General features: G+C 41.1%; 15 protein-coding genes. 14 read left to right on the top strand and 1 reads right to left on the bottom strand.

Going from position 1 to position 15,233, the window contains the following annotated elements:
• Positions 1-154: 154 nt before the first annotated feature.
• From ACFPXP_RS19645 to ACFPXP_RS19600, 10 genes are all read left to right on the top strand, one after another.
• Positions 155-415 (top strand): type II toxin-antitoxin system Phd/YefM family antitoxin, encoded by a 261-nt coding sequence (locus ACFPXP_RS19645; RefSeq protein WP_379896098.1) that lies wholly within the window; start codon positions 155-157, stop codon positions 413-415.
• The gene (locus ACFPXP_RS19640) at positions 408-716 is read left to right on the top strand and encodes a type II toxin-antitoxin system RelE/ParE family toxin (RefSeq protein ID WP_141336214.1); all 309 of its coding nucleotides are present in this window, start codon (positions 408-410) and stop codon (positions 714-716) included. The genes ACFPXP_RS19645 and ACFPXP_RS19640 overlap by 8 nt, the downstream gene beginning before the upstream one ends.
• Positions 717-1,607: 891 nt before the next feature.
• Positions 1,608-2,861 (top strand): cell wall-binding repeat-containing protein, encoded by a 1,254-nt coding sequence (locus ACFPXP_RS19635; protein ID WP_379896096.1) that lies wholly within the window; start codon positions 1,608-1,610, stop codon positions 2,859-2,861.
• Between the two features lie 71 nt (positions 2,862-2,932).
• On the top strand, positions 2,933-3,316 hold the full coding sequence (locus ACFPXP_RS19630; RefSeq protein WP_141336216.1) for a DUF302 domain-containing protein: 384 nt from the start codon (positions 2,933-2,935) through the stop codon (positions 3,314-3,316).
• Between the two features lie 386 nt (positions 3,317-3,702).
• The gene (locus ACFPXP_RS19625) at positions 3,703-4,041 is read left to right on the top strand and encodes a metal-sensitive transcriptional regulator (protein WP_379896094.1); all 339 of its coding nucleotides are present in this window, start codon (positions 3,703-3,705) and stop codon (positions 4,039-4,041) included.
• 25 nt (positions 4,042-4,066) lie between these two features.
• Positions 4,067-4,267 (top strand): copper chaperone CopZ, encoded by a 201-nt coding sequence (gene copZ, locus ACFPXP_RS19620; RefSeq protein WP_054798833.1) that lies wholly within the window; start codon positions 4,067-4,069, stop codon positions 4,265-4,267.
• Between the two features lie 97 nt (positions 4,268-4,364).
• Entirely contained in the window at positions 4,365-6,794 is a 2,430-nt protein-coding gene (locus tag ACFPXP_RS19615; protein ID WP_379896093.1) for a heavy metal translocating P-type ATPase, read from the top strand.
• A gap of 47 nt (positions 6,795-6,841) precedes the next feature.
• Entirely contained in the window at positions 6,842-7,465 is a 624-nt protein-coding gene (locus ACFPXP_RS19610; RefSeq protein WP_379896092.1) for a nitrite reductase, read from the top strand.
• A gap of 125 nt (positions 7,466-7,590) precedes the next feature.
• Positions 7,591-8,653, top strand: a protein-coding gene (locus tag ACFPXP_RS19605) for an IS630 family transposase (protein ID WP_379896091.1) whose coding sequence is annotated in 2 segments (ribosomal slippage) — positions 7,591-8,130 and positions 8,132-8,653 — 1,062 coding nt in all. Because the reading frame shifts where the segments join, the coding sequence is not laid out codon by codon here.
• A 345-nt stretch (positions 8,654-8,998) separates the two neighbouring features.
• Entirely contained in the window at positions 8,999-10,189 is a 1,191-nt protein-coding gene (locus tag ACFPXP_RS19600) for a D-alanyl-D-alanine carboxypeptidase family protein (RefSeq protein ID WP_379896090.1), read from the top strand.
• 62 nt (positions 10,190-10,251) lie between these two features.
• On the opposite strand, the gene ACFPXP_RS19595 is transcribed toward ACFPXP_RS19600, so the two are convergent.
• Entirely contained in the window at positions 10,252-10,413 is a 162-nt protein-coding gene (locus ACFPXP_RS19595; RefSeq protein WP_307720683.1) for a four-helix bundle copper-binding protein, read from the bottom strand.
• Positions 10,414-10,891: 478 nt separating this feature from the next.
• Between ACFPXP_RS19595 and ACFPXP_RS19590 the strand changes: the two genes are divergently transcribed.
• The 4 genes from ACFPXP_RS19590 to ACFPXP_RS19575 all read left to right on the top strand — a co-directional run bounded on the left by ACFPXP_RS19590 (position 10,892) and on the right by ACFPXP_RS19575 (position 15,216).
• Entirely contained in the window at positions 10,892-11,215 is a 324-nt protein-coding gene (locus ACFPXP_RS19590; protein ID WP_379896088.1) for a transposase, read from the top strand.
• A gap of 43 nt (positions 11,216-11,258) precedes the next feature.
• Positions 11,259-12,044 carry an IS3 family transposase gene (locus tag ACFPXP_RS19585; RefSeq protein ID WP_379896087.1) on the top strand — a complete coding sequence of 262 codons (786 nt, stop codon included), beginning with the start codon at positions 11,259-11,261 and terminating at the stop codon, positions 12,042-12,044.
• A gap of 74 nt (positions 12,045-12,118) precedes the next feature.
• Positions 12,119-14,287 (top strand): spermine synthase, encoded by a 2,169-nt coding sequence (locus tag ACFPXP_RS19580; RefSeq protein WP_379896086.1) that lies wholly within the window; start codon positions 12,119-12,121, stop codon positions 14,285-14,287.
• A gap of 104 nt (positions 14,288-14,391) precedes the next feature.
• Positions 14,392-15,216 carry a C39 family peptidase gene (locus tag ACFPXP_RS19575; protein WP_127608037.1) on the top strand — a complete coding sequence of 275 codons (825 nt, stop codon included), beginning with the start codon at positions 14,392-14,394 and terminating at the stop codon, positions 15,214-15,216.
• Positions 15,217-15,233: the final 17 nt, after the last annotated feature.

The raw sequence follows: 15,233 nt of genomic DNA, 5'->3' as shown, positions 1-15,233 counted from the left end.
AGCAGTAAGCGGTTGGTCGCCATTAGATCCATCCGCTTACTATTTTATAAAGATGGTGACAGATAGTAGGGATGATTAATAAGATGATTAGTAAGATCATTGAATGTAGGGGATATTTATGGTACAATAAGGCCACGAAAAGGAGCTGGATGTTATGCCTAAAATAATCCCAATTCGCGATTTGAAAAATACGAGTGAAATTTCTCAAATGTGTCAAGAATCTGATGAGCCTATTTTTATTACCAAGAACGGATATGGAGACATGGTTCTCATGAGCATGAAAACGTATGAGGAAAAGATGTTTATGCTTGATGTCTACGAAAAGCTGAATGCAGCTGAACAACAATTGGCGGAAGAAAAAGTTCTTGATGGCGAATCTTCATTAAAAAGCATAAGAGAAAAATACGATGTATAGATTGATTGTCACAGAACTTGCTCATCAGGATTTAGATAATATTGTTTCATACATTGCAGTTCAGCTGGCAAATCCAACAGCTGCTTCTGATTTCCTTGACGAGGTTGATAAGTGTTATGCTCATCTAAGAAATAACCCTGTAATGTATCCTAAGTGTCAAGATAATCGATTGGAGAAGGAAGGTTATCGAAAGGCGGTTATAAAGAATTATATTCTTGTCTATAAAGTGGACGAAGCCGCAGAAAAGGTAGTTATTTTACGCTTCTTTTATGGAGCACAAGACTATAATAAATTAATATAGAAACATAATATAATCGAAAGCAACTCTTATCTAGGTTGCTTTTTTCTATGCTTTATATATAAATAACAATGCAGTTACCAAGGAAATACGAAATAAGAGATTTTTCAACTGAATCATTCTATAAAGATCGAGATAGATGGAAGAAGCAAATAATTAGGAACAACATACCAATGTAGAATAACCCCTGGCCAACGGCTAGGGGTAACACATTCCTATATAGGCACAGATAAATGGTCAATTTTTTGGGAGTTCAGTTCTCGTTTAAAGTCTTCGCAAACCTCGCTATACACGGATCTCTCCATCATGCTTATCATACATTATGCAACGGTGTCGTTACTAGGCACGTGCGCTTTTTCCCCGGCAAGTTTTGAAAATTTCTTCTCCTGTTTCGAGTAATTAGTTTTTTGTTGCTCAAGATAAAGTTTCATTTTTAAATGCCAATCCACCTTTTTTGTCGGCAACAATCTTCATGATTGAGGGTGTAGGCACCGCATTGTGTAATAGGTGAAGTTATTGCATACCTCCCTTAGGGGCGAATTCGTGATGTTTGCATCACGTATAACAGTCTATGCTAGATAGCATAACATGAACACGGCATGTGCCCAAAATATGATACGAAACCTGAATTCAACAAAGTATGGAAAGATGTATAAATCAAATGGCAAGTTTGATTTATCGTACGCAAAGTAGACATTTTACGCTGTAACCGATTGTTCGTGACCTCATACAGTAGCTTTACTTGTAAATCAAGACTAATTGGGGCGTAAATTCCCCAGAAACAAATGGATAAGACTTTCAGCCGTTTGGAAATAATATACGGGAAGCCGCAAAGGCAGAAGTTTGAAGTACATCTAAAAGTTACAGATGAAAATCCAAGATGGAGGATTTCGCATGAATAAGCGTTTAAAGATCAATATCCTTTTCTTCGCAGTAATATTGACATTAACTGCATGCACACCGGGAGCTACTCAAGGCCAACAAACACAAAAAGGTCAAGTAAACGTCGATCAACAGAAAAACAAAGCGTCAGAGCCTCCTTGGATCGCTTCTAAAAATACAACACGTATTAACAACAGTGATCCTTTTCAAACGGCCGTATTGGTGTCCAAAACGGTTTGGATGGCGACAAACGAAAAGAACCAGCCCGGTGGTGTTATTCTGGCCAACCCAGAAGATTGGCAATCCGCACTAGTAAGTGCAGATTTAATTCATCATCCGAATAATGGCCCCGTATTATTTGTGAATAAGAATAATGTGCCAGAGATTACGAAAAATGAATTAAAAAGGCTCAATCCTGTAGGATCGACTTTGAATAACGGAACACAAGTTATTTTGGTCGGAAATCTGGATCAAAATGTTGAGCAGGAAATCAAAGGAATGGGCTTTAAAACAGATTGGATTAAGGGTGAAGGTCCCGCAGCTATCGCTAAAACAGTAGATGATTATTATGCAAGAGTTTCACAGGGCTATCCACAATCTGTAATTATAGGCTCTCTGGATAGCCAAGAATATTCACTGCCAGCAATTAACTGGATTGCACACATGCCTGAGCCGCTACTGTATGTAACAAAGGATGAGATTCCAACGGATACAGTAGAAGCATTAAAGCTTAGAAATGGAAAGGCATCTATTTATTTATTGGGACCAAAGAGCATTATATCCGAAAATGTTGAAAAACAATTAGGACAGTACGGAAAAGTCGTTCGGATCTCTGGAAACGACCCTTATGAAAATGCCGTTGCATTTGCTAAATATAAAGACCCCGAGACCGGATTTGGATGGGGAATCACTTCACCGGGACATAACTTTTCGTTTATTAGTCTGAATACAGCATCATTGGCTCTCGCAGCAGCGCCTTTCTCACATCTGGGCAAACATGCTCCTATTCTTTGGACTGATAAGGAGAAGATGCCGGACACTGTCATGGATTACATGATGACGGTTCAACCCAAATATAAGAAATCTCCAACGGAAGGGCCGTATAACCATTCTTGGTTAGTCGGCGATGAACAATCGTTGAATAGGGCTGCACAAGGAGAAATTGACGATATGCTGGAGATCATTTCTTCCACAGGCGAAGGACATGGGCAACATGAGGGGAATTCTAAAAACGGCATGTCGGAAATGCCGGGTATGGGTCATTAGATGTTAAATAAAAGGACTTACTGCGATTGTCTTCATCGCGGGCGAGTTGAACAGGGAAAAGAGGAAAAGTCATGTTCCATTACACTGTTAAGACAGCAAAAACGCCTAAAGAAGCAATTTCAGCCCTTACTGAAAACCTAAAGGAAGAAAAATTCGGTGTCCTCTGGCAATTAGATATGCAGGAAAAACTTCATGAGAAAGGTGTTGATTTTGACAATACTTATCATATTCTTGAAGTATGCAATCCAAATGAAGCCAAACGTGTGCTTTCAGAAAATGCTTTGGTTGGTTATTTCCTCCCATGTAAGCTTGCCGTTTATGAAGAGAGCGGGAGTACCCGGATCGGCTTGCCGAAGCCTACGGCTTTAATCGGACTTGTAGAGAACGATGAACTGATGGCTATCGCTTCAGATATCGAGAAGCGGCTTATAGCCTGCGTGGAAAAAAGCCGTTAATCCGCGATATCCAAAGGACGTTGTGATTAACGCATCTGGTCTGAAAATATCATTAGCTATAAGGTACGTCTAGACACTGCCTCCGGTATGTGTCATTTTTCACTGAAATTTAGTGTTTTTGGTATGAGAAAAATGGACTTTAAAAAAAACTACTGTTCGAAAAAATAGTGACATAAGGGACGGATTAATGAACTGGATGATGGATGGTATGTTCGGAATGTGAATCGTCATGTTTATTGGAATGGCTTTGATTATTGCGGTATCCGGATTTATTGTCTATATCGTTATTAGAAAATTGCTTCAGCGCAAACACCCGAAATTGCGGATAATAATGATTGACAATTACCATAGGGGGGTATACTATAAATACAAGGAGGTGCAATTTAGTGGAAATCATACAAACTGGGGTTACAGATGTTCAAGAACATTGTTGTTCGAGTTTAGATGAACGGAAAAGTCATCATTCCAGTAAAACGAAAGCTGCACTAACAGCTCGATTAAATCGGATTGAAGGACAGGTCCGAGGTATAAAAGGGTTAATCGAAAAGGATACTTATTGTGATGATGTTTTGAATCAAATTGCCGCGGTTCAATCCGCTCTGAACGGCGTAGGAAAACTGTTATTGACCGAACATTTAAAAAGCTGTGTTGTGGAACGAATACAAGATGGTGAAGTCGAGGTTATTGAAGAACTATTGAAAACAATGAATACTTTAATGAAGTAAATTTCAAATAAAGGAGACCCGTAACATGCAAAATCAAACATTGAAAGTGGAAGGCATGTCTTGCAATCATTGTGTAAATTCTATTGAAGGAGCACTGCGAAATATTGGGGTAACCGCAAAAGTTGATCTAAAAAATGGTACAGTTCAGGTTCAGTATGATGAAAATAACGTTAATCTTGAGAAAATCAAACATGAAATTGAAGAGCAAGGCTATGATGTGGTTTGAAATTTAACGAAATAGTCACTCGAATCGAGTGACTATTTTCCATCATTTTTTTACTCAAAATTATACCCCCCATGGGTACATGAAAAGGTGACTACAGATGGAATCCAATCAAATAGAATTGAAGCAAAGTTCCCTGCAAATTACTGGTATGACCTGCGCCGCGTGTGCGAATCGTATTGAAAAAGGCTTGAATAAGTTGGAAGGGGTTAAAGAGGCCAATGTTAATTTCGCGATGGAGCGGGCGACGATAACGTACGATCCTACAGTAATGGATCTTTCAAAAATGGAACAAAGCATACAAAAACTGGGGTACGGGACGGCAAAGGAAACAATCGACCTGCAGCTTAGTGGTATGACGTGCGCAGCCTGTGCAAACAAGATTGAAAAATCGCTTAACAAGCTGCCGGGTGTTACGAATGCAACTGTCAACTTTGCGATGGAAACAGCTCATGTGGAATATAGCCCGACGGAAGTTACTGTCGCCGATATGCAGAACCAAGTAGAAAAACTAGGTTATAAAGCAATGCCAAAACAAGCTCAAAGTAATTTGGAGGAACATCGGTATCAAGAGATAATACATCAAAAGCGTAAGCTATTCATTTCAGTCCTATTAAGTTTGCCGTTGTTGTGGTCGATGGTTAGCCACTTTTCATTCACATCGTGGATCTGGATGCCTGAATTATTTATGAATCCGTGGTTCCAATTGGCACTTGCCACCCCAGTCCAGTTTTATATCGGAAAGCAGTTTTATGTGGGTGCCTTTAAGGCTTTACGTAACAAAAGCGCCAATATGGATGTGCTTATTGCACTAGGAACGTCTGCAGCCTATTTCTATAGTTTGTATTTATCGATTGTGTGGGCATCATCTGCGGATGCTGCACATCATGGACCGGATCTGTATTTTGAGACAAGCGCCGTATTGATTACATTGGTTGTTCTCGGAAAACTATTCGAATCTCAGGCGAAGGGACGAACGTCCGAAGCGATCAAAAAACTTATGGGCTTACAAGCCAAAACCGCGCTAGTCGTGCGCGATGGACAGGAACTGACCATTCCGGTTGAAGAAGTAGTGACCGGAGATATCGTACTTGTGAAGCCGGGTGAGAAAGTTCCCGTAGATGGAGAAGTGGTCGAGGGAACGTCATCCGTAGATGAATCGATGTTAACCGGAGAGAGTATTCCCGTAGAGAAAAACGTAGGCGACTTTGTCATTGGAGCGACCGTTAACAAGAACGGAAGATTGAGAGTAAAGGCAACAAAAGTCGGTAAGGAAACAGTGCTGGCTCAAATAATTAAAGTTGTGGAAGAAGCACAAGGTTCGAAAGCGCCGATCCAACGGGTAGCGGATCGTATTTCCGGCATCTTTGTACCGATTGTAGTCGCCATTGCGGTTTTAGCCTTTGGGGTTTGGTACTTCATTGTAACACCAGGCGATTTTGCCAGTGCATTGGAAAAATCGATAGCTATCCTTGTTATCGCTTGTCCGTGTGCGCTAGGTCTTGCAACGCCAACCTCAATTATGGCGGGCTCCGGTCGTGCAGCAGAGATGGGCGTTCTGTTCAAAGGCGGAGAACATTTGGAATCGACGCATAAAATCGAGGCGATCATCTTGGACAAAACCGGCACGATTACAAAAGGTGAGCCGGAATTGACCGATGTATGGGTCGATAATATGGAGGAATCGGATTTCCTGCGCCTAGTCGGTGCAGCTGAGAAGAGTTCGGAACACCCGCTTGCGGAGGCGATCGTGTCAGGTATTAAGGGGAGAGGTCTGGAACTTCCCGAAGCTAGCGAGTTTGAAGCCGTCCCGGGATACGGCATCCGCGCTGTTGTAGAAGGAAAGGTGATCTTGGCCGGTACCCGCCGTTTAATGGCCAAGTATGGCGTAACTGCGGAGCAGGCGTTCGATCAGATGTCGAAGTTAGAGCAGGAAGGGAAAACAGCGATGCTTATTGCGATCGATCAACAATATGCCGGAATAGTAGCCGTGGCTGATACGATTAAAGAGACTTCAAAAACGGCTGTTGATCGCCTCAAGCGGATGGGACTAGAAGTAATCATGATTACGGGGGACAACGAGCGGACGGCTCGGGCCATTGCATCGCAAGTCGGTATTGATAATGTGTTGGCCGAAGTGTTGCCAGAGGGAAAAGCGGAAGAGGTCAAGAAATTACAGTCGCAAGGCAAAAAGGTGGCGATGGTTGGCGACGGTATCAACGATGCTCCAGCCCTGGCACTGGCGGATATCGGGATGGCGATCGGTACTGGAACCGATGTAGCCATGGAAGCAGCTGATGTAACATTGATGCGTGGTGATTTAAATAGTATACCTGATGCGATATTTATGAGCCGTAAGACAATGCGGAACATTAGGCAGAATTTATTCTGGGCTCTTGCTTATAACTCCGCTGGAATCCCGATTGCGGCAATTGGCTTGTTGGCGCCATGGGTGGCTGGAGCGGCAATGGCGTTCAGTTCCGTTTCCGTAGTGTTAAATGCATTGAGATTGCAGAGAGTGAAAATTTAAGTTTGAACTAAGCTTCATATATACTGAAAAGGGAGAGTGAAAATCAAATGGCTTTTCAGAAATTTGCCGTAACACCTGGGTTTGGAGTGAGTGGTACAATATTTAAGCCTAACCAGCTTGCATTGCTAGGTTCCATCGTAGGGGAAGATGCCCAGATTGAAATGACGACATTCAAGCAGCTTTATGTGGCATTGCAAGAAGAACGTGTGCAAGAAGTGCAGAAACAATTGCAGGAAGCAGGCTTGGAGATTCACCCTGCAGGCTTTTATTCGAAAAGTTTAATTGCATGCAATTTTTGCAGAGGAGCAGAGGATGCAGGGTTGGATGTAGCCGAAACACTCGATAAGGCAATTGTCGGTCATCCAGTTCCCAGTCCATTGAAGATTGGTTATGCAGGTTGTGCGCTCGGTACGAGCGAGCCTTTACTAAAAGACATTGCTATCGTGAAAATGAAAGATAGATATGATCTCTATGTTGGTGGCGATGCCAAGGGTTTGAAGGCGCGGCTTGCGCAGTTGTTAGTACCTGGCCTTAGAGCAGAACAGCTTATTCCTGCAGTCACCCGATTGATTACAGACTTTCAGCAGAACGGAAAAAAGAAAGAGACCTACGCCAGATATGCGGAACGTATATCGCTGGAAAAATTACGAGAAGTTGCTGAAGCAGCTTAATATTTCAGAGGGGACTACTATATAGACGGCTGATAACAGACCGTCAATATTACTAAAGGATTTAACGCTGTTAATATCTAATTCTTTCCATTGATAAAGATTACTATGGAAAGAGTGTGGTTCCCATGGCGAGAACAAAAGCAATTCAATTTGAAGATAAGGCAGAGCGATTAACAGAAGTTCGAATTGCAATGAAAGCTACAGACGAAATTAGGTTATACGTGCGTTATCAGTGCATTTATTTATTTCTTTCCGGAGAACGCCGTGATCGAATTACGGAAATTCTAGATCTTAACATTGAGACTGTCGGAATCTATATTCGAGCTTACTGTTCTGAGGGTTTAGAGGGATTGCAGTTGGATCACTCACCTGGACGCCCGAGACGCTTAACGGATGAACAAGAACAAGAATTATGCCAAACGATCATTCATAAGCGCCCTGCTGAAGTTGGCTTTCCAGCCAATATGAATTGGAATTCAATAATGATCCGGCAGTGGATCGAGCAGCAATACCAGGTCAGTTATTCTGAACGCGGTACACGTGAGTTGCTTTATCGTTTAGGCTTTAGTTTCACTAGACCAACATATACACTGGCAAAGGCGGATCCCGAGCAACAAGAAGCATTCAAGGAATCCTTCGAAGGGTTAAAAAAAATTGCATCTGCACGAAATTGCTCGGATTCTGTTTGAAGATGAATGTATGATTCGGGATTATCAGGCGCTCGCTAATACTTGGTTTCCCAAAGGTCAACAAAAGCGTATACCGACCTACGGTCAGCATCGTGGTGCAAAGTTAATGGGCACCATTGATTATGAAACCGGTGAAATCTACGTTGAGGATCATGCACAGTACGATGCTGGGGTGTTTCTGTCGTTTCTTGAAAACATCATCGCAAAATATCCAGAGGGCAAGACCGTTATGATTCTGGATAATGCACGCATTCACCATGCCAAGTTGATTCAACCATTTCTAAACGAGCATGCAAACCAATTAGAACTTGTATTCCTCCCACCATACAGCCCTCAGCTTAACATTATTGAAGGGCTGTGGGGATGGATGAAAAAATCTGTTATCTACAATGTGTTTTTTGAAACCGTAGAAGAGATACGTTCTGCTGTAAATGGTTTCATTGAAGAAATCAGCAAGGAACCGATGAAAATTGTAGATAGACTTTGCATTAAACTTTAATGCCGTAAAGCTAATTTAAAGCGGTATCTTTATTGCCGTCTATATAGTGAAAGAACAGTATAAGGTTGGTGCTGAGCGGTATTTTAGGAAAATCCAATTTAGTTATATCTTATAATCGCTGTATAAATAAAGTAAATGGATGCCAAGGAAATAGTATAGCAGTCCGAAGTTATTTTAACTTTGTACTGCTATACTGTAATTCTTAGATAAAAACTAAAGCGATATGCATTTTCAAAATATTACAAAGGATATTTCAAGGATCTTAAGATCTTGACATTGCACTTTTTAATACACTACAATAAGTAGTGTATTTTTTCAATTCCGTTCATGAAAAGGAAAAGTTCAGTGAAAACATTCTATCATTTTTTTCTTCTATTCGTCTCGTTCATATTCGTTTTTCAAAATACGGTATATGAAACGAAAGATGATCAGCATTTTTCGCTCAACAGCGAAGCTGCTATCTTAATTGACGGAGCAACAGGCACCATATTGTATGAAAAAGAAAGTAATCGCTTAATGTATCCCGCAAGTATCACGAAAATCGTAACAGGGATAATAGCTATAGAAGAGGGCAATTTGGACGATATTGTAACCGTTAGCGAAACAGCTAGAAATGTTATTGGTACGAGAGTTTATTTACTTGAAGGGGAACAGGTTACATTATTAAAACTTGTCCAAGGACTGCTTATTAATTCAGGCAATGATGCGGGAACAGCGATTGCGGAATATTTTGATGGAAGTGAAGCCCAATTTGCAGAACGTATGAATCAATTTGTCAGGGATACGGTTGGAGTTAAGAACACAAATTTTCAAAACCCGCATGGGCTATTTGATGAAAAACATCAAACAACTGCTTATGATATGGCAATTATTACGCAATACGCGATGAAAAACCCGATATTTCGTTCCATCGTTGGAACAAAGGAAATGGAGTGGATCGGGAAAGGATGGGAAACAACACTCTATAATCATAACAAACTACTATGGCGATACGAAGGAACAACAGGTGTAAAAAACGGATATGTGAGTCAGTCCGGAAACACGTTGGTTGCCTCTGTCAAGAGAGGGAATTCAGAATGGATTGCCGTTACCTTGAAAGCCGATTCGTCAGAATTAGCTTACGGTGATATGGTAAAATTGTTCGACTATGGATTTGAACATTTTCAAACCAATAAGATTACTTTAAATCCCTCAGCATTTGAGTCTTATATCGACCGTTTTGTAATCCCGGAACAATTAATCTTTACAAGCGATAAAGACGAAAAATTTGATATCCAGATCGATGATTCTGCTTTCCTAATCGTTGTTTTGAACTTTGACGGAAAAAAAATATATTCAAAAGAATTGGAAATCAATAATAATAAAGAACTTAAACGAGATAATACGGAAGATCCTTCAATTGAAAAAAAGGCAGCATCATCCCCATTCAGCACCAGTATAACATTTATGTTTATGTTAATTCTTACGGTCGTTATTCTAATCTTAAGGAAAAAGAGAAAGCAAAAAAAATTATCTAAACAAATTTTCGAAAATTAGAGAAAAATCCAAATAAAAAAAGAGGGATAACTGAAAGGGGGACAACCGTCCCCCTATCTCAGTCAAGCTGCCATTTTTCTGCATTCTTCAGCGCATTTTCTGCAAAGTTCGGCGCAGTGTTGGCAGTGTTCGTCTTTAAACTTCGCACATTCCGCCGCACAAGCATCACAAATGCTTGCGCAGATATTACAGATTTGTTTGGCATAGGGACTGTTACGTGACATGAATTGAGATGAGATTGAGCAAATATCTGCACAATCCCGCAGCAACTGAATGCATTGAATTCTTGCCTGCACATCCGGTTCATTCAAACACGCGGTTAGGCAATGTTCACAAGCTTGTACGCAGGCATTACATGTGTCGATACAAGATTGGTGATGCTGTGCAGTATGCGTTGTGACTGGCATGGAATAACACTCCTCCTTATATCGTTGGTTACTTCTTGATGTATAATTCCCAAATGATACATCTATATTCGTGAGGGCAGAGAACCATCTTCCTTTCATTTAATTAATCCGGAAAGATATTATAAAAACATCACCCCTTGCTTGGTTTTAAGGTCATCACGATTTGACCAAACTGTTAATATTAACAGGATTACCTTATGAAGGGGAACTATGTCATTGAAGCGAAGCGATCGTAAAGATATAATGCTCCCCAAGGGTGAGACACGGAATCTAAAATCTAAGTTATACTAAGACTATGAAAAAGAGAACGAATTACACTGCCGAATTTAAGACGAAAGTTGTGCTGGAGATCCTGTCGGAAGAATCCACAGTGAACCAAATCGCTGCCAAATACGAGGTCAGTCCAGTGGTCCTGTCCCGTTGGAAAAAGGAGTTCTTGGAACGAGCTTCGGACGTGTTTAAGAAAGGACCTTCCGAATCCGAAAAAGAACTTGAACAAAGTAAAGAACATATCGCAGATTTGGAGCGTAAAGTCGGCCAGCTTACCTATGAGGTAGACTGGTTGAAAAAAAAATCTACAGAAATCCTCGGACCCGGCTGGAAGAAGAAACCACGTTGATTTTCAGGAGTCCCACATTACAATTAGTCGGCAGGCTGACTTGTTGAGCGTCAATCGAAGCAGCGTGTACCGTCAGCCGCCCAAGGAGAACACGATCTCCGATGAGGATCTGTTTATCATGCGGAGGATTGATGAACTGCACACAGACCATCCTACCTGGGGTTACAGGACGATTACGAAGGTCATTCGCCGCGATGACAAGCGATGCGTCAATCGCAAGAAGATCCGCAGGTTGATGCGTGAGATGGGTGTTTATACGATCTATCCCAAACCGAATCTAAGCAAGCGGTATCATGCTCAATATATTCGTCCCTACCTATTGAGGAAGCTGAATATCTCTCGTCCAAATCAAGTCTGGGGAGTCGACATTACCTATCTCCGGATGCAAAAGGGCTTCATGTATCTCTTTGTCATCATAGATTGGTACAGCCGGCGTATTATCGATTATGAGCTGTCCAACACCTTGGAGAAGACCTTTGTCATGAACTGCCTGAAACGGGCACTGGCAAGCGGCAAGCCTGAAATCATCAACAGCGATCAAGGTAGTCATTTCACCAATCCCGATTACTTGGAACTTCTAGATAGCGCCGAAGTGAAGGTCTCGATGGATGGCAAAGGTCAAGCGCTCGATAATGTGAGAACAGAACGATTTTTCAGAACGCTGAAGTATGACTTGATTTACATTCATGAATTCGATACGCCGCGACAACTGAGAAAGGCCATTCACGGCTATATGCACGAATACAACACCTACAGACCTCATTCATCCATTGATGATCTTTGCCCCGACGATGTGTACTACGGTAGAACTCTTTTGAGTGCTGCCTAAATGCCAATATACGAAAGGAGAATTAACTTAGAAATCGTCTTTTCGTGTCTTGACAATGGGGAGCATTATAAGATATGCTGATTACATTTTCATCGGCTTTTGCTTTTTTAGTATATGAAGTATTCCTCTCCCGTTTTTTTTCGGTGATACTGGATTATAACTTCGTCTTTTTAACGATTTCCCTGGCAACATTAGGAATCGGTCTTGGCGGGTTTTTAGCCTACAAATCTTCAGGATTCGTCTTTAGAAACCGCAATGAATGGTTAGGGCTATTTGCTATCCTGTTGATTATTTCAGTTTTAACAATATATGTGCTTCCTTATCAGAATATATGGTTCTATTCGGCTGTAGCACTTTTACCTTTTTTCGCGGGTGGTTCGTTGCTTGCCGCAATCATGCAGGGGCAACGTGAAAATATTCGGACGATATATTTTTTCGATTTAGCCGGTGCCGGAATTGGTGCGGTATTTTCTATATGGTTAATGGATGTACTAGGTCCGATCGAAATGGTCAGTCTAATATCAGCGGCGCTAGTGTTCATTAGTTTTGTTTGCAGCGTCAAAACCGCTGCAAACCCATTAAAATATATATATATAACGGGTCTTGCTATCTTGATTTTCAACTTAGTTCAACCTTTTACTAACTTTCTTCCATTTCGTGCTTACCAAACGAGCCCGGCAAATTTGTTTTTAGGTGAAAAAGACACTCACATTGTTTATTCGGATTGGAATTCATTTTCTCGCACAGATGTATACGACGCGGGAGATGGGCAATTGTTATATATCACGATCGATGGCGGAGCAGTATCGCCAATTTCGAAATATACAGGCGATTTGCAGCAGGTCGATTATTTGCGATGGACAACGAGTTTTCTTGCTTTTCAAGATGTTACAAAAGAACGGGTCTTAATTATTGGTGCTGGCGGGGGACAAGAAGTCCTGACTGCAAAAATGGCCGGTTTTGAGCAGATTGAGGCAGTCGATATCAATCCAGGAAGTTTTCGGGCTGTTGAGGCAATGTCATCTTTTTCAGGCAATGTATTTAAACAGCCTGGCGTTAGGGAAATTGTATCCGATGGCCGTAACTATATCCGGCAAACCCAAAATCAGTATGACTTAATTTACTTATCGTTGGTAAAAAAGGAGTCAGAAAACGCTTTGGGTATGACCTTAACAGAAAACTATATGTTTACAGTTGAAGCGGTAGGAGAATATCTAAAGAAGTTAAAGCCGGGCGGAAGACTTGCCTTTCTGCTTCATAACGAAATGGAATTGGCGAAGGTTATGACTGCTGTTGAAAAATCCCTTGAAAGCGAAGGGGTTACCAACAATCGAATAAGTGATCACATTGCAGTGATTGGTACGTTTCAGCATCTTGGACACGAGGTTTGGGGTATGGGGGGAAGCGTGATAACACGGCCTCTGTTGATCATTAACAAGCGGCCGATTTCGTTAATGTTAGCCAACCGTTTAAAATCGGAAACGGAGAGCATACAGCAAATTCCGATTCACATTCCTCATGTAAATGATCAATACTCTTCGTTAAGTAAGTTATTAGCCGATCAGAAAGTCAACTTGGCTGCGAATAGCGACGATATGCCGTTCTTTTATAACAAAACAGGAAAAATCCCCTATTCGTTTATTTGGATCGTAGTTCTGACATTTTTGTTCGTATTTGTCTTTGCTAGAATAACGAAAAACGGATACGGAGGGACCGCCTATTTTTCAGGTATTGCCATCGGTTTTATTATCATTGAAACAACGCTTGTGCAACGGCTTATTTTACCGTTAGGCCATCCTACGTTGTCTTTTGTATTGGTTCTGGGTATTTTACTGATTGCCGGTGGAATCGGGAGTTTGTTATCCGGGATATGGTTCAATGGACAAACGAAACGATTTGTCCCTTTACTGATAATAACAATTCTTGCGATAGGAGTGAATTCGGGAATTACTTGGTACAATGAGCAAATGTTTTATTTGCCTTTGATTTATCGAATAGCAGTTGCAGCGATATTGTTATTCCCGCTGGGCTTTTTTATGGGTATGCCCTTTCCTTATGGTTTAACTCAAGTTTCGGAACGGCAGACGGCGGTAAGTTGGGCGATAAACGGATTGATGACAGTAGCCGGTTCCCTTCTTTCCGTAATGATTTCCATGACAATGGGATTTACCGTTGCAATGATGATCGGGGCCGCTGTTTACGGATTGCTATACATTGTGCATCCGAAATTGGTTTATAAATAAGTGAGAACAGGTAGTTACAATTATCCAAATATATACTACAATATGTAGTGTATTAAATTTTTAAATTTATTATGAGTGGTTGTACAACGGGAGAGGCAGAAAGTATGTTGAAAACTCTGAAGTACATATTTGCAACAATATTAGTCATCGGCCTTGTTATGACAAGCGCGTTCTTTACGTTGTTATTGTATTTAAAGATAACTGATCAGGAGTTTTTGATAGGTTCTAATCCCGATGACATGCGACAATCCGTCGCTATCTTAACTGAAAATAAAGATGATTATAATGAAAGTGATAATGTTGATCAGAAAAAAGAAAAGCTCGAATCGGCCTTTATTGACGCACCTGTCGTTCTTCAGTTACCCGAACTTTATAACGGATGTGAAATTGCAACATTAACGATGATGTTCAATTTTTACGGCATCGATAAAAGTAAAATGGATTTGCTTCCCGAACTAAAACAGGATCCTACGCCTATTGAGTATAATAAAGACGGAAGCATCCGCTATTGGGGAAACCCGAATTTAGGTTTTGTAGGAGATATAACAGGCAAGAAAAAAGGATACGGTATTTATCACACGGCATTATTTGAATTACTTATCAAATATATTCCAACCGGAATTGATTTTACCGGAAAAGACTTTGATGAACTGGAGCAACAAGTATCTGACGGTTTTCCGGTTCTGGTTTGGACAACCGTTTCATACACGAAGCCGTCTGAAAAGCAATGGATGGTGTGGGATTCCCCACTTGGGCCGATCCGGACGACGTTTCAAGAGCATACGGTGCTCTTGGTCGGTTACGACAATGATCATGTGTTTATAAACGACCCGCGAAAAAATCAAAAAGGAATTAAAGTCGATAAGAAACAATTTATTGAGAGTTGGGAAGCCTTAGGAAAACAGGCGCTATCCTACAGAGTAGATTAATTGCGAGGATGATAGGG

The organism is Marinicrinis lubricantis (genome assembly GCF_042658665.1).
Lineage (GTDB): Bacteria > Bacillota > Bacilli > Paenibacillales > KCTC-33676 > Marinicrinis > Marinicrinis lubricantis.
Note: the sequence above shows the minus strand (reverse complement) of the source record. Positions and strands in the feature narration are given on the sequence as shown.